Genomic DNA, 19,592 nt, shown 5'->3' with positions numbered 1-19,592 from the left:
TCTGGGCTTCGATGAACTGAAGCAACTCGCTGTCGAATTCTGCGTAACTCTTTGTTTACCAAGGAGTTTTCCGTTTCGACTGCGCCGGAAGTGGGGCGAATTATAGACTTCCAGAATCTGCCGTCAAGCGTTAATTACGCTTTTGTTGCAGAAGGTGCTTTTTTAGCAATAAGGCGGGGAATTCGGCGCATCACCGGTGGAATCCGCAGGACCAAAAGCAGCGCCCCTATAGAAGCATAGATAACCCACTCCTTCAGGTCGGCACGCACGATCCACAGCATATGCAACAAACCAAGCCCCAGAATCACATACACCAGGCGATGCAACTTCTTCCAACGGGCACCCAATCGACGCTGGCTATAGCGATTGGATGTCACCGCCAACGCCAGCAAACACAGGAACGCCAACGCTCCCACAATAATGTAGGGGCGTTTGCGCAGCTCGACGCCCAACTGCGACCAATCCAACCCAAGGATAAATACACAATAAGCCGCAAGGTGCAGCACCACATAAGCAAAGCACCACAACCCCAACTGCCGGCGCACAGCGATCCACCCCGCCCAACCGCTCAACTTTTGCAGAGGCGTCATCGTAAGCGTGACCAGCAGCAAGATCAGCGTTCCCAGCCCCAGCCGATCAACCAGCACTTTGCCGGGATCAGGCCCCAAGGTAAGACTCCAGGCCTCATACAACCAGTACAACGGCCACACTGCCGCAGCTATAAAGACGCCAAGGCGCCAGAGGGGGTAGCGCATCAGTAGTTCTTCCGCAGATCAAGACCCGTATAAAGAGAAGCGACCTCATCCGAGTAGCCATTGAACATCTGCGTCTCGCGCACATTCGGGCTGAACAAGCCGCTAGGCAGACGTCGCTCCCGCGCCTGAGTCCAGCGAGGATGATCGACCGTGGGGTTCACATTTGCATAAAACCCATACTCATCCGCCGCAATGCTCTGCCAGGTGGTTTTCGGCTGCTCACTCACCAGACTGATCCGCACGATGGACTTCACACTCTTGAAGCCATACTTCCAAGGCACCACCAGCCGCAGCGGCGCGCCATTCTGGTTGGGCAGTTCACGGCCATACATGCCCACCGCAAGGATTGCCAAAGGGTTCATCGCTTCATCCAGACGTAACCCTTCTATATAAGGCCAGTCGATCAGGCCGAAACTCGAACGCTGGCCCGGCATGCTCTTGGGATCCTGCAGAGTTTCAAAGCGGATGTACCTGGCCTTGGAAGTGGGTTCGACCTGTTTAAGCAAGGCCGATATAGGGAAGCCGATCCAGGGAATGACCATCGACCACGCCTCGACACAGCGTAAACGGTAGATCCGCTCCTCCAGCTGATACGGCTTCATGAAGTCCTCCAAGGCATAACGCCCAGGCTTGGCGACCTCACCATCAATCACGACGCTCCACGGCTCCGTCTTGAGGGAACCAGCATTCGCCGCCGGGTCGCCCTTGTCGGTACCGAACTCATAGAAGTTGTTGTAGTGGGTCGCATCTTTGAACGGGGTGATGGCTTCGTCTTTGACCGTCACCGCCTGCCATTGGGTGCCTGGCAGCTTCTCGGCAAACCAGCCGGGAGCCTTGCCCGGCTCGACATCGGCATAACGCGCGGTATCAGCTGCACTCGCCCAACGCGGCAGGCTGCTGGCAGCAATACCGGCAAGCGCACCACCGAGCAAACTGCGGCGGGAGAAATAGAGGGATTCCGGGGTGACATCCGATTCGTGGCAATCGGACGCTTTAGGCAACTTGATTAACATGGCAACTCCGCAGCATTGGAGAACTGATGCACCAATAGACTGCGGAGTATGGGGGAAATTACATTAAGGCAATGTTTTGTCCCGGCGCAGATGCAACAGGTACTGAACCGGACCCGAAGCCGCATACACCAGGAACGCCAGCAACAGAATCCGCGGCGGATCGCTGAAGACCACTGCGAAAACCAGCACCACCACCAGAATCGCCACGAAAGGCACCCGCCCCTTCAGGTCGAACTCCTTGAAGCTGTTGTACTTGATATTGCTGACCATCAGCATGCCGGCCGCCGCAACCATCAAGGCCACCAGGAACGACATCTTCGATCCCTGGATACCGTAGTCACTGAACGCCCAGACAATACCCGCCACCACACCTGCCGCAGCAGGACTGGCAAGGCCAATGAAGTAACGCTTGTCGGCAGTCCCCACCTGGGTATTGAAACGCGCCAGGCGCAGTGCAGCACCGGCCACGTAGATGAAGGCAACCATCCAGCCGACCTTGCCCATATCACCCAGGGCCCAGGCAAACGCCAACAGCGCAGGTGCGACACCAAAGGCAACCATGTCCGACAGCGAGTCGTATTCGGCACCGAAGGCACTTTGGGTATTGGTCATGCGCGCTACGCGGCCATCCAGGCCGTCAAGGACCATGGCCACAAAGATCGCGATGGCAGCAAAACCGAAGTATTTGCTGGCACTCGCCGCATCACCTGCCGCCAGCGCACTCTGGGCACTCATGGAATTGATGATGGAGTAGAAACCGGCAAACAGGTTCGCCGTGGTGAACAGGTTGGGCAGAAGATAGATGCCACGATGCCGGACCTTGCGGCCTTCCGCGTCATGCCCTTCTTCGACATGCTCATCGATCGGTAGCAGGCTTTCGGCGTCAGAGGCCTGGTTTGGCTCTTCGGGACGTTCGCTCATGGACTTTACCTTGCAACGGTGTGAAAAAATTCGACAGACACTTGCGGCGAGTGTTCGCCCGCAAACGATGCAGCTTTATACCAGAACCGGCCCGCAAACGAAAAAACGCGGCCTAGGCCGCGTTTTCCCTTGATGCATCCGACTTAGTTTTTGGCTTTGTCGACGATCTTGTTGGCACCGATCCACGGCATCATGGAGCGCAGTTGCTCGCCGATGACTTCGATACCGTGAGCAGCGTTGTTACGACGCTTGGCGGTCATCGAAGGGTAGCCGGTTGCACCTTCGCTGATGAACATTTTGGCGTACTCGCCGTCCTGAATACGTTTCAGGGCGTTGCGCATGGCCTGACGGGATTCGGCGTTGATCACTTCCGGACCTGTCACGTACTCGCCGTACTCAGCGTTGTTGGAGATCGAGTAGTTCATGTTGGCGATACCGCCTTCGTACATGAGGTCAACGATCAGCTTCAGTTCGTGCAGGCACTCGAAGTAGGCCATTTCTGGCGCGTAGCCAGCTTCAACCAGGGTTTCGAAACCGGCTTTTACCAGCTCAACGGTACCGCCACACAGAACGGCTTGCTCGCCGAACAGGTCGGTTTCGGTCTCGTCCTTGAAAGTGGTTTCGATGATGCCGGTACGACCGCCACCGACGCCAGCAGCGTAGGACAGTGCAACGTTCTTGGCGTTGCCCGAAGCGTCCTGGTAGATCGCGATCAGGTCAGGGATACCACCGCCTTTGACGAACTCGGAACGCACGGTGTGGCCCGGTGCTTTCGGCGCGATCATGATCACGTCGAGGTCAGCACGCGGCACGACCTGGTTGTAGTGGATCGCGAAGCCGTGGGAGAAGGCCAGGGTGGCGCCTTTCTTGATGTTCGGCTCGATTTCGTTCTTGTACAGCGAGGACTGGAACTCGTCCGGGGTCAGGATCATGACCAGGTCGGCAGCCGCAACAGCAGAAGCCACGTCAGTGACTTTCAGGCCGTGGGCTTCAGCCTTGGCAACGGTAGCCGAGCCTTTACGCAGGCCGACAGTGACGTCGACGCCGGAGTCTTTCAGGTTGCACGCCTGGGCGTGGCCCTGGGAGCCGTAACCGATGATGGCGACTTTCTTGCCCTGGATGATCGACAGGTCACAATCTTTATCGTAATAAACTTTCATGAGGTTCCTCTATATATCCAGGCCGTAAGGCCATTCGCTAATTTGGGTTAGATGCTGAGTACTTTGTCGCCACGGGCAATCCCGGTGACGCCACTGCGTACGGTTTCCAGAATCGAGGCCGTCCCGATCGACTGGATGAAGCTGTCCAGCTTGTCGCTGGTACCGGTCAGTTGAACGGTATAAACGCTGGCGCTCACATCGACGATCTGCCCACGATAAATATCGGTAGTCCGCTTGATCTCGGCACGTTGGGCGCCCGTGGCCTTGACCTTAACCAGCATCAGCTCACGCTCGATGTGGGCACTTTCCGACAAATCGACCAGCTTGACCACTTCGATCAGCTTGTTGAGGTTCTTGGTGATCTGCTCGATCACTTCATCATGGCCCACAGTGGTCAACGTCAGACGCGACAGGGTCGGGTCTTCGGTCGGGGCCACCGTCAGGCTTTCGATGTTGTAGTTGCGCTGCGAAAACAGGCCGACCACACGAGACAGAGCGCCCGGTTCGTTCTCCAGAAGCAGGGAGATAATGTGCCGCATGATTAGGTCCGCTCCGTCTTGTTCAGCCACATGTCGCGCATAGAGCCGTCTTTGATCTGCATCGGGTAGACGTGCTCGCTGGTGTCGACCTGGATGTCGATAAACACCAGACGATCCTTCATGGCGAACGCCTCTTCCATCTTCGGCTTGAGATCCTTCAAATCGGTGATGCGCATGCCGACATGGCCATAGGCTTCAACCAACTTGACGAAATCTGGCAGCGATTCCATGTAGGAATGGGAGTGGCGACTGTTGTAGCTCATGTCCTGCCATTGGCGAACCATGCCCAACACACCGTTGTTCAGGCAGACGATCTTCACCGGCAAGCCATATTGCAGGCAGGTCGACAGCTCCTGGATGTTCATCTGGATGCTGCCTTCACCGGTGACACAGGCCACGTCAGTGTCCGGGAAGCTCAGCTTCACACCCATGGCCGCCGGGAAACCGAAGCCCATCGTGCCCAGGCCACCGGAGTTGATCCAGCGGTTAGGCTTGTCGAACTTGTAGTACTGCGCAGCAAACATCTGGTGCTGGCCCACGTCCGAGGTCACAAAGGCGTCGCCCTTGGTCACTTCACACAGGGTTTCGATCACGGTCTGTGGCTTGATGATGCTGCCATCGCCCTTGTCGTAAGGGAACAGGCCGCGATCACCGCGCCATTCGTCGATCTGCTTCCACCAGCTGGCGACCGACTCCTTGTTCGGAGTTTCGCCAATGTCCTTGAGCGCGGCGACCATTTCGGTCAATACGCTCTCCACAGGACCGACAATCGGCACGTCGGCCTTGATGGTCTTGGAGATGGACGCCGGGTCGATGTCGATGTGGATGATCTTGGCATTCGGGCAGAACTTGCTCGCGCCATTGATCACCCGGTCATCGAACCGTGCACCCACGGCCAGGATCACATCAGCGTGGTGCATAGTCAGGTTGGCCGTGTAGCTGCCGTGCATGCCGAGCATGCCGACGAACTGACGATCCGAACCCGGGAAGGCGCCGAGGCCCATCAAGGTGTTGGTCACCGGCAGGTTGAGCATCTTGGCCAGTTCGGTCAAAGGTGCGGAACCGCCGCCCAGGATCACGCCGCCACCCGAGTACAGCACTGGACGCTTGGCCGCCAGGAGCATTTCTGCCGCCTTGCGGATTTGCCCCGAGTGCCCACGAACGGCCGGGCTGTAGGAACGCAGCTTGGCTTTCTTCGGGAAAACGTATTCGAATTTTTCCGCTGGGTTGGTCATGTCTTTCGGGATATCGACCACCACAGGACCCGGACGACCGGACTGCGCGAGGTAGAAGGCCTTTTTCATGATTTCCGGGATTTCCGAGGCGTGCTTGATCATGAAGCTGTGTTTCACGATCGGCCGGGAAATACCGATCATGTCGGTTTCCTGGAATGCATCAGTGCCCACCATGGTGCTCGCCACCTGGCCGGAAATGATCACCATCGGAATAGAGTCCATATACGCAGTCGCGATGCCAGTAATGGCATTGGTTGCGCCTGGGCCGGACGTTACCAGTACCACGCCGGCTTTGCCGGTGGCACGGGCATAACCGTCAGCCATATGGGTCGCGGCCTGCTCATGGCGAACCAGGATGTGGTTGACAGCCGGTTCCTTGAACAGTGCGTCGTAGACATGCAGCAGAGCACCACCTGGGTACCCGTAGATATAGTCGACGCCTTCGTCACGCAAAAAGCGGACGAGCATCTCACCGCCAGATAAAAGCTCCACGTTGTTCACCTCTAAAACGCCAGAATACCGTCCGTTAAAAACCGACGGGTCTTAATAGGTTTACTTCTCAACAGAGCATGAGCGACGGTGGTCGCCGACTACGTCAGCACTGACTGAGCAAGTATTGGGATCGTCCCAAGTGTTGCGGGCTTTTCCCACCCAGCGCGAGGTAACGCGTTGCGGGTGTAACAGGTCGGCGCGGATGTGCGCCTCATGATCTGCTGAGCGGGCCTGCTTCTGGCAGTCCCGATACAGCGGACTTTGGATTCTTCTGTTTCAGCCCCTTCAAGTCAAGCAATAATTGCGCTTTTTTCCAACTAAGCGCATGTGAACGTAGAAGAAAGGGCTTTGAGGAGGGATAAAACTCGCCTGAATGTCGTCAAGCGGTAGAAATGTGCGCAAGACTGCCGGAAAACCCGGCAGTCAGGCAATTAACGAGCGCCGACGATCAGTTGGTCGAACTTTTTCAGCGCCGACCGTAGGCCGAGGCTCTCTTGAAGACGATCGGCGTAGACCATCTCGGCCATCTCCAGAATGCCCGAGGCATTGGGCAACGGCAGGTCCTGCTCGAGGATCTGTTTCATGCGACCCAGGAAGATCCACTGCAACCACTGATGAAAATCCAGGGTATCAACCGAAAACGGCTCGACGCTGCTCAGCGCCTCGGCACTGGGGGACACTTCATCCCACCAGCCCGCCAGGCGCAATTCGCGCTCAATCAGCAATAACTGCTCGGCAATTGCCGGAAAACGAGGATCCATCAGAGACTGACCTTGGCCTTTTGCCGAGCCTGGGCAGCACCGGCAGCATCACCTTGCGCAGCGCGCGCGTCGCCAATCAGGGCCCACAGACTGGCCTGCAGGTCAGGACGACCGTTAGCCATGGTCAGGCCACGACGGGCGAACTGTTCGGCTTGTGGCGCATCCCCCTGGGCCATGCGCACTTGCGCCAGGCGGTAGAGCACCTGCGGTTCACGTGGCGCGACACGCTGGGCGCGCTCGAGGCTGGAGGATGCACCGTTCAAGTCGCCACCGGCCTGCTGTTGCTGGGCAGTGGTGAGCAAGGCCAGGACCGGACCGTCCAACTGCTCGTCGGCGGACAGGCCGCCGGCGTTGGCCGAAGGAATCCCGCTCGGGGTCGATGGCATGTTGTAGGTGCCCTGGTTGATCGGCGCGGTATCAATCGGCGCGGAGTTCGACGGCCCAGGTGTGATCGGGCCCGGTGTCCATGGCGCCGAGCTGATCGGCGCAGACGTAGTAGCGCCGCCCCCCGGAACCATTACCACCACTCCGGAATCCTGGGGTACAGCCTGGGTTGTGGCAGGGTTTGGACGCGTGGTCACGGTCTGGCGGAAGCCGCCGTTGGCCGAGATCCGGTCATTGTTGGACACGGCCGTGCCGGAATCCACCACCGGGATGGACCCGCGCTGCACGCTGGAGCAACCACTGAGCAAAGCTAACGTTGTAATAGCCGGAATCAACCACTTGTTCACTTGAAATCCTCTTTGCTTAATTCATCCAGCCCTTGACCCAATCCATCACCGAATCGGCATCCGTGGGCACACCTGTGCCACATGGAGCGCCGGCTGGCGGTTCACTGCCGCGAATATACGGCATCTGCACCGCGCCCGGACAGTTGGCATCCGAGCCCTGCCCGGTATGGGGGTCGATCCAGGCCTGCACGATGTTGTCGGGTTGCGGCATGTTCAGTGGCAGCGGGTCGGCCTTGCGCATAAAACTGGTCCAGACCTGCAAGGCGCCGGTCGCCCCCGTGAAGGGTGTCTTGCCATTGTCATCGCGCCCCAGCCACACCACCGCGAGCAGGTCCTGGCTGAAACCGGCGAACCAACTGTCCCGGGAATCGTTACTGGTGCCGGTCTTGCCGGCCAGCGTCAGGTTGCCCGGCAGTGAGCTGTACACCGAGCGCCCGGTCCCTTCGCGCATGACCCGCTGCATGGCGTTCTGGATCAGGTAGATGGAGGCCGGATCAAAGCGCTGCTCGATCTGGAACGGGTAGCGCTTGAGCGGCTCGCCTTCCGCCGTGAGCACACTGCGGATCCCGCGCATCGGTGTATTGAAACCACCGTTGGCCAGGGTCTGGTACATGGTCGCCACTTCCATCGGGCTCAAGCCCCCCGCCCCCAGCAACATCGAAGGGAACGCCGGGAACTCGCGGCTCACGCCCAGGCGCGCCAGGGTCTTGAGGACGTTCGGCACCCCCAGCTCCAGGCCCAGCCGCGCCGTGGACAGGTTGTAGGAATGTGCCAGGCCCTGGTACAGGAACACCGTACCGTGGGAGCGACGGTCATAGTTCTGCGGCTTCCACACCTGGCCATCGGCGCCCTTGACCGAAAACGCTTCGTCGGACAACCAACTGGTCAGGGTGTACTTGCTCGGTTTTTCCAACGCCGTGAGGTACACCGCCGGCTTGATCAGCGAGCCAATCGGCCGTACGGCATCCAGGGCACGGTTGAAGCCGGCAAAACTGGCCTGGCGGCTGCCGATCATGGCCTGGACTTCACCGGTTTCCGGATTGGTCACCACCATGGCTGCCTCAACCTCATCCGAACCCTTGCGCCCGGCCAGGCGCTTGAAGGTATCGCTGACCGAAGCTTCGGCCTTCATCTGCAGGATCGGGTCGAAACTGGTGAAGATCCGCAGGCCTTCTTCGGTCAAGTCCTCGTCGCGATAGTCTTCGCGCAACTGGCGCTTGACCAGGTCGATAAAGCCGGGGAATGAACTGTCGGCCAACTTGCCACGGGTAGTGACACCCAGGGGCATCTTCTTCGCGGCGGCGACCTGTTCTGCGGTGGCCACGCCCTGCTGTTCCAGCACGTCGAGGACCAGGTTACGACGTTCCAGGGCCCGCTCCGGGTTGCGGCGCGGGTTGTAATAGGACGGCCCCTTGACCATGCCCACCAGCAACGCCACCTGATGCAGCTTGAGCTCGGACAATGGCTGGCCGAAGAAGAACTGACTGGCCAGGCCGAAACCATGCACGGCGCGCTGGCCATCCTGGCCGACGAACACCTCGTTGAGGTAGGCCTCCAGGATCTCCTGCTTGCTGTAATGCAGCTCCAGCAACATAGCCATCATGGCTTCAGTGAGTTTACGGGTCAGGCTGCGCTCACTGGTCAGGTAGAAATTCTTGACCAATTGTTGCGTCAGCGTACTGCCGCCCTGGGTCATGCGGCCACCCGAGGTGTTGACCCAGATGGCGCGGGCGATGGACTTGGGCGATACGCCCCAGTGGCTGTAGAAATCCCGGTCTTCAACCGCGACCAGGGTTTCCAACAGATACGGCGGGACCTGATCAATCTTGATCAGGATGCGATCTTCAAGGTTCTTCGGGTAAATCCCGCCGATCAGCAATGGCTCAAGGCGCACCACCGGCAGCTTGCCGCCGTTGAGTGCGGAAAGCTCGGCCACGTAATCCCCGGAGAAACGCACACGCACCGGCTGGGCCTTTTCCAGGCCTTCATAGAACTGGAAGCCCCGGGTGTTCAAGTCCACGGTATTGCCGCTGACCGCCGCCGCCCCCGGACCGTTGGCCACGGCTTCGCGCCGGTAGCCCAGCGCATCGAGTTCGGTGAGAAAGTCTTCCTTGCTCAGCTTCTGGCCGGTAAACAGCTCCAGCGGGCGAGCGTAGACCTTCGCCGGGATGGTCCAGCGCTTGCCAGAGAACTTCTCCTGGACCACGGCATCGAGGTACACCGCGACGCCTGCGAGTGCCACCAGGCCAACCAGGCCGAGCTTGATCGCCCAGCCCAGCCAGGGGCGCAGGCTGCGGGGAGGAGGTTTTTTACGGGAACGGGGAGATCGGGTACGAGTCATGGCGGCGGATTATACGCATTTTATTGATGATCAACATGAACCGGACGGCGGTTTGCATGACCGACTTGAGCGGCCATAATGCGCTCCATTATTTTCCCAGACTCCGAAGGATCGCCCGTGAGCCAGCCCCTGATTGCCGCCCTGCAAAACCCGGCCCTGTTTCCTCATCCGGTCGAAGCGTTTCAAGTCATCGAAACCCATATTTCCTGGGTTCTGCTCACTGGCCCCTACGCCTACAAGATCAAGAAACCGGTGAACTTCGGCTTCCTCGACTTTACCCAGTTGGACGCCCGCTCCCACTTCTGCAACGAGGAACTGCGCCTCAACCAGCGCCTGACACAAGATTTGTATCTTGAAGTGTTACCGATCACCGGCAGCGTTGAAGCCCCGCAACTGGGCGGCGAAGGTCCGGCCATCGAATATGTGCTGAAAATGCGCCAGTTCCCGCAAAGCCAACTGCTGAGCACCTTGCAGGCCAATGGCGAGCTGACCAGCAGCCACATCGACGAAATGGCCAGCCAGATTGCGCAGTTCCACTTGAACGCGCCCAAGGTTCCCGAGGCGCACCCGGCCGGCACGCCGGACGAGGTGATGGCACCTGTACAGCAGAACTTCGAGCAGATCCGCCCGTTCCTCAGCGACAAGGCCGACCTGGCCCAACTGCAAGCACTGCAAGCCTGGGCCCAGAGCAGCTTCGAACGCCTCAAGCCACTGCTGGAGCAACGCAAGCTCAATGGCTTTATCCGCGAGTGCCACGGCGACATTCACCTGGGCAACGCAACGATGATCGACGATCACGTGGTGATCTTCGACTGCATCGAGTTCAACGAGCCGTTCCGCTTCACCGACGTGTGTGCCGACACTGGCTTCCTGGCCATGGACCTGGAAGACCGTGGCCTCAAGTCCCTGGCCCGACGCTTTATCAGCCAGTATCTGGAACTGACTGGCGATTACCAGAGCCTCGAACTGCTGAACTTCTATAAGGCCTACCGTGCCCTGGTGCGGGCCAAGGTCGCCCTGTTCAGCATGCCGTCCGAAGCAACGCCTGTAGAGCGTGCGACCACCCTGCGCCAATACCGTAACTACGCCAACCTGGCCGAAAGCTACAGCACCATCCCTTCACGCTTCCTGGCAATTACCCACGGTGTGTCGGCCACCGGCAAAAGCCATGTGGCAATGCGCCTGGTCGACGCGCTCGGAGCCATACGCCTGCGCTCGGATGTAGAACGCAAGCGCCTGTTTGGCGAGCAGCAAGTGGAGAACACCCCACAAGCCGGGATCTATGCCTCGGATGCCAGCGCAGCGACCTACGCCCGCCTGCATACTCTCGCCGAAACCGTGCTGCGCGCGGGCTTCCCGGTGGTCCTGGACGCCACCTACCTCAAGCGTGAACAACGCGACGCCGCCGCCAAAGTCGCAGAGGCCACTGGCGCGCCCTTCCTGATCCTCGATTGCAATGCACCACAGGCAGTGATCGCCAACTGGCTGGCGAAACGTCAGGCAGATAAAAACGATCCTTCTGACGCCACCCTGGAGGTCATTGAGCAGCAGCAAGCCAGCCGCGATCCTCTGAGCGCCGAGGAACTGCTACTGAGCAAGCGGGTCGAGACCAATGAAAGCGGGACGCTGGACGCGTTGGTTGCCCATGTTCGTCAACACCTGCCAGGGCTGTAAGAAATATTTCCTGGCTGTGAAGCAGTTAACAGCTCACAGCCAGCAATAGTGGCACTATAATGGCGCCATAAATCCAACAGGAGATGCCGCCATGGGCCAGCCGAAGTTGCTTGATACCCCACTCTACGCGCTGCTGCATAAAGATGACATCCATGGCTTCAATCAGGAACGCCCCAAGGATGGCCCCATTGATATGCGTGGCGGGGACTTCCGCGGGCTCGACCTGCGCCACCTGGATGCCGAGGGCGTGGATTTTACCGACGCCTATTTCCGTTCGGCCGATTTGCGTGGCCTGGACCTGCGCGCTTGCGCGCTGGAAGGCGCCAGCCTGGCCCATGCGCAGATTTCGGGCACTTACTTCCCGCCTGAGCTGAGCGCTGACGAGATCCTAATGTCAGTCAATTTCGGCACTCGCCTGCGTTACCGCACCCGCTGACAACACGCCCTTATCCCCAGTTACGCGCAACGCGGGCTGGGGGCTTGCGCCACTCGCCGTCAATAATCCAGCGCCAGCCTTAGAAGCGTTTACATCGTTTCTGAGCAAAGAACTACGCTTTTCCTACTGAGCGCTACACTCCTTTCAGGCTTGCCTGGTCACGATACCCACCGAACCATTCGGCCGTCGCAAGGAGGCTTAATGAACGATGAGCTGCAACACCTGAAAAACCTTGGCAAGACCTCTGCGCAATGGCTGCATGCGGTGGGCATCCATAGCGCTTCAGACCTGCGTCGCCTGGGCGCCGTGGACGCCTATCGGGCGGTACGCAGTCGTGGCTTTCGGGCGTCCAAAGTCCTGCTGTATGCCATCGAAGGCGCATTGATGGATGTGCATTGGAACGATATTCCAACTGAGCGCAAGGAAGCCTTGAATCGCCAATTGGAAGTTTTGTCGGTACGCAACAAGAACTGAAACAGTCAGGAACCCAGGGTTTACGGGGATTTCAAACATGCGTTTGAGGAAAGGCCCCCTGGGCGTAAAAACAAATGTTGACTCTCAAATGAGAATCGTTATGATTATCACAACTGGTCGCGAGATCAGCCGATAACTGAAAGACCCTTGGTTCGGACTCTCAGTTTATCTCCTCATCAGGCTAATCACGGTTATTTGACCCGGCTCTTGCCGGGTCTTTTTTTGCCTGGGTTTTATGAACCCGGCACATGGCTGCAGCCACGACGAACCTCAGCGGGCAATGACCAATGGATGACCTAGTTCAGGATGGGGCTGCACCAGCACATCCAGGCCAAACACGGCCTTGAGCAATTCCGGGCGCAATACCTGCGCCGGCGTACCCAGGGCATGGGGGCGGCCGTTTTCCAGCAGCAGAATGCGGTCACAGTAGCGCGCCGCCAGGTTCAGGTCGTGGAGGATCACCAGCACAGCCGCGCCACGATCAGCAAAGCTGCGGATCGCCTGTAAGGTGGTGTGCTGGTGCAGCGGGTCGAGCATCGACGTCGGTTCGTCCAGCAACAATGTCTGCCCCGCCTCGCCCGGCCAGAGCTGCGCCAGCACTCGCGCCAGGTGCACACGCTGGCGCTCGCCGCCAGACAAGGCCAGGTAACTGCGCCCGCTCAAGTGGCTCACGTCAGCGGCCTGCAAGGCGGCGTCGATGATTTCAGCGTCGCGCGCCCGACCGGTCTGATGGGGCAGTCGCCCCATGCCCACCACTTCCTCGACGCGAAACGCGAAATCCAGGGTCGACACCTGGGGCAGCACCGCCAGCCGCTGGGCCCGTTGCGCCCCCTGCCAATCCTTGAGTTCGCGGTCATCCAGCCAGACCTGGCCTTCATCCGCCTGCAACTGCGCGCACAACGCGCCCAGCAACGTACTTTTGCCGGCGCCATTGGGGCCGAGCACACCCAGGACTTCACTGGGCTTCAGGTCCAGGGTCACGTCGGCCAAGACGGTTTTGCGACCGCGGCGGATCTGCAGGTTTTCCACTCGCAGCATCAGGCGCGCCCTCGCAACAGCAGGTAAAGAAAAAACGGCGCGCCAATAAAGGCGGTAACAATGCCAATGGGCAACTCAGCGGGCGCCAGGGCCAGGCGGGCCACCAGGTCGGCGAATAACAACAGGCTCGCCCCCGCCAGCACCGAGGCCGGCAGCAGCACGCGATGATCCGGCCCCGCCAGCAGGCGCACCAGATGCGGCACCACCAGCCCGACAAAACCAATCAACCCCGCTGCGGCGACTGCCGCGCCAACCCCCAGGGCCGTGCAAAACACCAGCTCACGCTTGAGCCCCTCGACATTGATCCCCAGATGACTGGCTTCCGACTCCCCGAGGAGCAAGGCATTGAGCGCCTTGGCCCGGCGCGGCAGCCACAGCGCCACCCCGGCACTGACCAGCAGCAACGGCCACAGCCGCGAGTAACTGGCGCCATTGAGGCTGCCGAGGTTCCAGAACGTCAGGGTGCGCAAGGTGGCGTCATCTGCCAGGTAAGTGAACAGGCCCACCGCCGAGGCCGCCAGGGCGGTCAGGGCGATACCGGCCAACAGCATGGTTGCGACATTGGTCTGGCCATCACGCCGGCCCAGGCGATAGACCAGCGCCGTCACACCCAATCCACCGAGGAATGCACACAGCGACAGCAGATACGGCCCCACCGCATCCGGCAGGCCACCAAAGGCCGCGCCACCAACGATAGCCACCGCCGCCCCGAGCGCGGCGCCACTGGACACACCGACCAGCCCCGGGTCGGCCAAGGGGTTGCGAAACAACCCCTGCATGGCCACCCCCGACAGCGCCAGCACCCCGCCGACCGCCAACCCCAACAAGGTGCGCGGCAAACGGATCTGCCCCAGAATCAACTCCGCCTGCTCCAACCCCTGAGCCTCAAGGGGCACGCCAAGCAAGCGTAACGCGGCGCGCAATGTGTCGAGCAACGGCAGGCTGACCGGCCCCAGGGCCAAGGACAGCCAGATCGCCAATACACACAACAGGCTCAGGCCGATAAACAGGGCGCGTGGTTTAACCAGAGTGGTCATGGGGCAGCTTGGGTTTTAGCGGGGTAGAACCCGGCGGACAAGGTTTGCAGATTGGCCGGCAACCGTGGGCCCAGGCCCCCGACCAACAAGGTGGGGTCCAACTCAACGACCCGACCGGTCTTGGCCGCCGAGGTGTTCGCCAGAATCGGATTTTCCTTGAACAAGGCTGCGCGGGCCGCCTCGCCACTCAGGGCACGGTCGGAGAACACCAGCACTTCAGGGCTCAGCCCCGCCAGGGACTCCACCGAAAACGGCTTGTACCCGGTGTGCGTCGCCAGATTGCGCCCACCGGCTTGTTGCAGTACCCAATCGGCGGCGGTGTCCTTGCCGGCGATCAACGGCTTGCCGCCGGCATGTCCGAGCACCAACAGCACGCCTGGGGCCTTTTGCCGGGTTTGCGCCTGGGTCACGGCGGCTTTTTGCAGGTTTAGTTGCTGTTGATACGTACTGAACAGCGCCATGGCCCGGTCTTCAGCCCCCAGCAACGCGCCCAAATGTTGCAGGTTGCCTTGCAGGGTCGGCAGGTCCGGCTGTGCGGAGAACAGCTCCACTTGCACCCCGGCATTGCGAATCTGCGCCAGCACCGGGGGCGGTCCCATTTCCTCAGTGCCCACCAGGATTTGCGGGCGCAGGCTCAAGATCCCTTCGGCCGACAGCTGGCGCTGGTAACCGATACTGGGTAATGCCTTGAGCGATTGTGGGTGCTGGCTAGTGGTATCGACGCCCACCAGCTTTGACTCGCCCCCCAGGGCCACCACCCACTCCGACAACGCCCCGCCGGCGCTGACCCAGCGTTGTGGCGGTTCAGCGGCTTGCGCCACGTGGTTGACCAGCAGTCCGACAACAAGCGCAATAGCGCTGGTACTCAGGCGCATAAAAGGGTTTCCTTCCAGGGGGTGGAGCCAGTCATGCGACCGTCTGAGCACGCAGTCAGCTAACAGGCGAAGCCGGCATTTGATAATTGTTTGCATTTGAACGTCAAGCACCGGGCTCACCCGCAAACCCCGGATCACTCTACAGCCCTTGACCCGCACCACCTGAGAACGCTTATGAAGTTTCTATGCCCCTCCCACGAACTGGCACCCGACAGCAGCCGCGGCTTCGATATCGACGGCCGCAAGCTGTTTGTCGTGCGCCGCGAAGGCCGGGTATATTTCTATATCAACCGCTGCCCTCATCGCGGCGTTCCGCTGGAATGGCAGCCGGACCGCTTTCTCGATCCCAGCGCGAGCATGATCCAATGCGCCACCCACGGCGCGCTGTTTCTGATCGAAAACGGTGAGTGCGTGGCCGGCCCGTGCGCGGGCCAAAGCCTCAGCCCCCTGCCCGGCCGCGAAGACGCACAGGGGTTGTGGGTGCAACTCTAGTCGTTGAGCAACACCGTCAATGGCCGATCAATATAGATTTGCTGCGCCCCCACCTGGACGCCGTACGCCAGGACTTCCACCCCGGCAGCTTTGGCTTCACGCAGTGCCGCCGCGTAGCCCGCGTCGATTTCCTCGGCCGGCCTTACGCTGTCGATGCCCGACAGGTTCACACAGTACAACTGCACCGCCCGCACGCCGCTGCGGGCCAAATGCGCCAATTCGCGCAAATGCTTGGCCCCACGCTGAGTCACCGCATCGGGAAACGCCGCGACAGAGGTGCCGTCAAACCCCAGGGTGACACTTTTGACTTCGACATAGGCCGCGCCGTCGGGATAGTCCAGGCGAAAGTCGATGCGGCTTTTTTCCTGGCCATACGGCACTTCACGCTTTAGTCCGGTAAAGCCATTGAGCTCGGTGATCACCCCGGCATGCAGCGCTTCTTCGACCAACGGGTTGGCGCGCGCGGTGTTGACGCACGCCAGGCGCCCCTGGGGCGTTTCAGCGATTTCCCAGGTGCCCGGCAGCTTGCGCTTGGGGTCGTTGGAGCGGCTGAACCAGACTTGTCCGCCCTCGACCATGCAATTGAACATCGAGCCCGTGTTCGGGCAGTGAATGGTGAGCAATTCGCCGGTAGCGGTTTCGATATCGGCCAGAAAACGCTTGTAGCGGCGAATCAGCCGACCTTCTTCGAGGGGAGGATGAAAGCGCATCAGCCTTGCCAGCTCCGCAAACCACGGGCAATCCGCTCCACCGCCTCCTGTAGTCGATCGAGATTTTGCGTGTAGGCAAAACGCACATGATGCCCCGCCTGGAAGCGACCAAAATCCAACCCGGGCGTGAATGCCACGTGCTCGGTTTCAAGAAAATGCCGGCAAAATGCAAAGGCATCGCCACCAAAGGCGCTGATATCGGCATACAGGTAAAACGCCCCTTCAGGCTCGACCGCAATACCAAAACCCAACTCGCGCAAGGCCGGTAGCAAAAAGTCTCGCCGGCGACCGAATTCGGCCCGTCGCTCTTCAAGGATCGCCAGAGTCTGCGGGGTAAAGCAGGCCAATGCCGCATGCTGGGCCATGCTCGGCGCGCTGATGTACAGGTTCTGCGCCAGCTTCTCCAGTTCGCCCACGGCTGCGGGGGGTGCCACCAGCCAGCCCAGACGCCAGCCGGTCATGCCGAAATACTTCGAAAAACTGTTTAAGACAAACGCCTCGTCATCCACTTCCAGCACGCTGGCCGCGTCAGTGCCGTAGGTCAGGCCGTGATAGATCTCATCCACTACCAGGTGGCCGTTGCGGGCCTTGATCGCGCTGGACAGGCCCGCCAGTTCATCACGGGTCAGGATGGTCCCGGTCGGGTTGGCCGGCGAAGCGACCAAGGCCCCCACGCTGTCCTGGTCCCAGTAGCGCTCCACCAGATCGGCAGTCAGTTGGTAGCGCACCTCGGGGCCGACCGGCACCAGTTGCGCCGCACCCTCCACCAAGCGCAGGAAATGCCGGTTGCAGGGGTAGCCCGGGTCCGCGAGTAGCCAATGCTTGCCGGGGTCCACCAGCAGGCTACTGGCCAGGAGCAAGGCTCCGGAGCCGCCCGGGGTGATCAGGATGCGCTCGGGGTCGATACTCAAGCCATAACGCTGCTGGTAGAAACCACTGATGGCCTCGCGCAGTTCCGGCAAGCCACGGGCGGCGGTGTAGCGGGTTTTGCCGTTGGCCAGCGCGGCCTGGCCGGCCTGGATGATCGGTTCGGCGGTGGTGAAGTCCGGCTCGCCGATTTCCAAATGAATCACATCATGGCCTGCGGCCTGTAGCTCATTGGCCCGCGCCAGTAACGCCATGACATGAAAAGGTTCGATAGCTCGACTGCGAGCACTGTAGGGCTGAGCCATTATCCTTCCTTAACAATGAGGACAAAATCGGGATTCTACCGAACCCGCGAGGTAAAACATGCTCTATTGCCTGCCTGGCCCAGGGCAATGAGCCGGGCAAGCACCTGCAAAACGACTAAAATCAACATTCGAGACAATGTATACCCAGCCATTGCCGGTCGCAGCAGTTTGCAACCCCGGCACGACGGGCCTCGACAACCGGGAGTGGCGCACCCCGAAGCTATCTGGTAAGTTCGCCCGCTTGCAGCCGCAGGGCCGGCAGGTGTCGGTGATGTTGCAATCCTGCGCAATGGATTAGAAGAGTGAGAGGCGGTCTATTCATGTCCACCCAAGCAAAGCAACAGCAGACTCAAGGTCTCGGCGGCTTCGAACCTTACGTAGAAAAGAAGGGCGAAGAATACATGGGCGAGCCCATGCGCGAGCACTTCACCAAGATCCTGAACAAGTGGAAACAGGACTTGATGCAGGAGGTCGATCGTACCGTTGGCCATATGAAGGACGAAGCAGCCAACTTTCCTGACCCGGCAGACCGTGCCAGCCAGGAAGAAGAATTTGCCCTGGAATTGCGTGCGCGCGATCGCGAGCGCAAGTTGATCAAGAAGATCGACAAGACGCTGCAACTGATCAAGGACGAAGAATACGGCTGGTGCGAATCCTGTGGCATCGAGATCGGTATTCGTCGCCTGGAAGCCCGTCCGACCGCAGACATGTGTGTGGACTGCAAGAACCTTGCAGAAATCAAGGAAAAACAGGTCGGCAAGTAATCCCTGCCGGGCCGAACAAATGGGGCGTGCAAACGCCCCATTTTTGTTTCTGGGGTTTGGCGGTTTTCCAGTAATATCCAGGCCATGACAGCCTCTCCTTATATCGGGCGTTTCGCCCCCACCCCCAGCGGCCATTTGCACTTCGGCTCCCTGGTTGCAGCCCTCGCTTCCTATCTCGACGCCCGCGCCAATCAAGGCCGCTGGCTGATGCGCATGGAAGACCTCGACCCTCCCCGTGAAGAGCCCGGCGCCCAGGCGGCGATCCTGCATGCTCTGGAAAGCTATGGTTTTGAATGGGACGGGGAACTGGTCCGACAAAGCGAGCGGCATGATGCCTACGCCAAAGTCCTGAACGACATGTTCAACCATGGCCTGGCCTACGCCTGCACCTGCTCACGCAAGCAACTGGAACCGTATAACGGCATTTACCCGGGCCTGTGCCGCAACGCCGGCCACGCTCAGCAGGATGCCGCCATTCGCCTACGGGTACCCGAACTGGAATACCATTTCACCGACCGTGTACAAGGCCAATTCCGACAACACCTGGGCCGCGATGTAGGCGATTTCGTCATCCGCCGCCGCGACGGCCTGTATGCCTACCAACTGGCGGTGGTGCTCGACGATGCCTGGCAAGGTGTCACCGATATCGTGCGCGGCGCCGACCTGCTGGACTCCACGCCGCGCCAGCTGTACCTGCAAGAACTGCTGGGCCTGCGCCAGCCGCGCTACCTGCATGTACCGCTGATCATCCAGCCGGACGGTAACAAGCTGGGTAAATCCTACCGCTCGCCACCGCTAACGCCCGACCAGGCCACACCTCTGCTACTCAGAGCCCTGCGCGCCCTCGGCCAGCAGCCGGGGGATGAGCTGCTCCACGCCAGCCCACAGGAACTGCTGGGTTGGGGCATCCGGCACTGGGATGCCACCCGGATCCCGCGCACACTGACCCTGGCCGAAGCGCAATTGCACTGA

The 19,592-nt window shown here is 60.2% G+C and carries 20 protein-coding genes; 6 read left to right on the top strand and 14 right to left on the bottom strand.

The features are described 5' to 3' along the window. Positions 1–134: 134 nt before the first annotated feature. From msrQ to mrcB, 9 genes are all read right to left on the bottom strand, one after another. The gene (gene msrQ, locus HBR93_RS21850) at positions 135–755 is read right to left on the bottom strand and encodes a protein-methionine-sulfoxide reductase heme-binding subunit MsrQ (protein ID WP_169961060.1); all 621 of its coding nucleotides are present in this window, start codon (positions 753–755) and stop codon (positions 135–137) included. Beyond that, positions 755–1,768: a protein-methionine-sulfoxide reductase catalytic subunit MsrP gene (gene msrP / locus HBR93_RS21845; protein ID WP_120731579.1), complete on the bottom strand. Its 1,014-nt coding sequence runs from the start codon at positions 1,766–1,768 to the stop codon at positions 755–757. Before msrP ends, msrQ begins: the two co-directional genes overlap by 1 nt. A gap of 63 nt (positions 1,769–1,831) precedes the next feature. After that, the gene (gene pssA, locus HBR93_RS21840; protein WP_029298897.1) at positions 1,832–2,689 is read right to left on the bottom strand and encodes a CDP-diacylglycerol--serine O-phosphatidyltransferase; all 858 of its coding nucleotides are present in this window, start codon (positions 2,687–2,689) and stop codon (positions 1,832–1,834) included. A gap of 143 nt (positions 2,690–2,832) precedes the next feature. Further along, positions 2,833–3,849 (bottom strand): ketol-acid reductoisomerase, encoded by a 1,017-nt coding sequence (ilvC, locus tag HBR93_RS21835; protein WP_003194132.1) that lies wholly within the window; start codon positions 3,847–3,849, stop codon positions 2,833–2,835. Between the two features lie 47 nt (positions 3,850–3,896). Next, positions 3,897–4,388: an acetolactate synthase small subunit gene (gene ilvN, locus HBR93_RS21830; RefSeq protein ID WP_003176102.1), complete on the bottom strand. Its 492-nt coding sequence runs from the start codon at positions 4,386–4,388 to the stop codon at positions 3,897–3,899. Between the two features lie 2 nt (positions 4,389–4,390). Next, positions 4,391–6,115, bottom strand: coding sequence for an acetolactate synthase 3 large subunit (locus tag HBR93_RS21825; protein WP_057960672.1), 1,725 nt, complete (start codon positions 6,113–6,115; stop codon positions 4,391–4,393). A gap of 431 nt (positions 6,116–6,546) precedes the next feature. Then, the gene (locus tag HBR93_RS21820) at positions 6,547–6,876 is read right to left on the bottom strand and encodes a YqcC family protein (RefSeq protein ID WP_057960637.1); all 330 of its coding nucleotides are present in this window, start codon (positions 6,874–6,876) and stop codon (positions 6,547–6,549) included. Beyond that, positions 6,876–7,607: a tetratricopeptide repeat protein gene (locus HBR93_RS21815; RefSeq protein WP_057440150.1), complete on the bottom strand. Its 732-nt coding sequence runs from the start codon at positions 7,605–7,607 to the stop codon at positions 6,876–6,878. The genes HBR93_RS21820 and HBR93_RS21815 overlap by 1 nt, the downstream gene beginning before the upstream one ends. 16 nt (positions 7,608–7,623) lie before the next feature. Beyond that, positions 7,624–9,948, bottom strand: coding sequence for a penicillin-binding protein 1B (gene mrcB / locus HBR93_RS21810; protein ID WP_057444144.1), 2,325 nt, complete (start codon positions 9,946–9,948; stop codon positions 7,624–7,626). Between the two features lie 117 nt (positions 9,949–10,065). Between mrcB and HBR93_RS21805 the strand changes: the two genes are divergently transcribed. The 3 genes from HBR93_RS21805 (at position 10,066) to HBR93_RS21795 (ending at position 12,532) form a co-directional block, all read left to right on the top strand. Beyond that, entirely contained in the window at positions 10,066–11,622 is a 1,557-nt protein-coding gene (locus HBR93_RS21805; protein ID WP_169961059.1) for a bifunctional aminoglycoside phosphotransferase/ATP-binding protein, read from the top strand. Between the two features lie 91 nt (positions 11,623–11,713). Further along, positions 11,714–12,058, top strand: coding sequence for a pentapeptide repeat-containing protein (locus HBR93_RS21800; RefSeq protein WP_057960641.1), 345 nt, complete (start codon positions 11,714–11,716; stop codon positions 12,056–12,058). A 201-nt stretch (positions 12,059–12,259) separates the two neighbouring features. Further along, positions 12,260–12,532 (top strand): TfoX/Sxy family protein, encoded by a 273-nt coding sequence (locus HBR93_RS21795; protein ID WP_057440152.1) that lies wholly within the window; start codon positions 12,260–12,262, stop codon positions 12,530–12,532. A gap of 270 nt (positions 12,533–12,802) precedes the next feature. Here the strand turns inward: HBR93_RS21795 and HBR93_RS21790 are convergent, their stop codons facing one another. From HBR93_RS21790 to HBR93_RS21780, 3 genes are read right to left on the bottom strand one after another with little or no spacing between them, the layout of a single operon-like run. Beyond that, positions 12,803–13,570 carry a heme ABC transporter ATP-binding protein gene (locus HBR93_RS21790; protein ID WP_120731575.1) on the bottom strand — a complete coding sequence of 256 codons (768 nt, stop codon included), beginning with the start codon at positions 13,568–13,570 and terminating at the stop codon, positions 12,803–12,805. Further along, positions 13,570–14,607 (bottom strand): iron ABC transporter permease, encoded by a 1,038-nt coding sequence (locus HBR93_RS21785; protein WP_057440154.1) that lies wholly within the window; start codon positions 14,605–14,607, stop codon positions 13,570–13,572. Before HBR93_RS21785 ends, HBR93_RS21790 begins: the two co-directional genes overlap by 1 nt. Then, positions 14,604–15,482, bottom strand: coding sequence for an ABC transporter substrate-binding protein (locus HBR93_RS21780; protein WP_169961058.1), 879 nt, complete (start codon positions 15,480–15,482; stop codon positions 14,604–14,606). The genes HBR93_RS21785 and HBR93_RS21780 overlap by 4 nt, the downstream gene beginning before the upstream one ends. A gap of 174 nt (positions 15,483–15,656) precedes the next feature. On the opposite strand from HBR93_RS21780, the gene HBR93_RS21775 reads away from it, so the two are divergent. Continuing rightward, a complete protein-coding gene (locus HBR93_RS21775) occupies positions 15,657–15,974 on the top strand; it encodes a Rieske (2Fe-2S) protein (protein ID WP_057440156.1) in 318 nt (105 codons plus the stop codon). Here HBR93_RS21775 and sfsA read toward each other — a convergent pair. Both sfsA and HBR93_RS21765 read right to left on the bottom strand, forming a co-directional pair. Beyond that, on the bottom strand, positions 15,971–16,684 hold the full coding sequence (sfsA, locus tag HBR93_RS21770) for a DNA/RNA nuclease SfsA (protein WP_057440157.1): 714 nt from the start codon (positions 16,682–16,684) through the stop codon (positions 15,971–15,973). The two genes, HBR93_RS21775 and sfsA, sit on opposite strands and share 4 nt — an antisense overlap. Then, positions 16,684–17,856, bottom strand: coding sequence for a pyridoxal phosphate-dependent aminotransferase (locus HBR93_RS21765; protein WP_057960645.1), 1,173 nt, complete (start codon positions 17,854–17,856; stop codon positions 16,684–16,686). The genes sfsA and HBR93_RS21765 overlap by 1 nt, the downstream gene beginning before the upstream one ends. A gap of 320 nt (positions 17,857–18,176) precedes the next feature. Between HBR93_RS21765 and dksA the strand changes: the two genes are divergently transcribed. After that, complete coding sequence (gene dksA / locus HBR93_RS21760) at positions 18,177–18,620, top strand: RNA polymerase-binding protein DksA (protein WP_057440158.1); 444 nt, start codon at positions 18,177–18,179, stop codon at positions 18,618–18,620. Between the two features lie 84 nt (positions 18,621–18,704). Continuing rightward, positions 18,705–19,592: a tRNA glutamyl-Q(34) synthetase GluQRS gene (gene gluQRS, locus HBR93_RS21755; protein WP_057960646.1), complete on the top strand. Its 888-nt coding sequence runs from the start codon at positions 18,705–18,707 to the stop codon at positions 19,590–19,592.

The sequence above is a fragment of the Pseudomonas sp. WS 5411 genome (assembly GCF_012985595.1).
Lineage (GTDB): Bacteria > Pseudomonadota > Gammaproteobacteria > Pseudomonadales > Pseudomonadaceae > Aquipseudomonas > Aquipseudomonas shahriarae.
The sequence above is the reverse complement of the archived record's forward strand: the minus strand, read 5'-3'. Positions and strand labels throughout refer to the sequence as shown.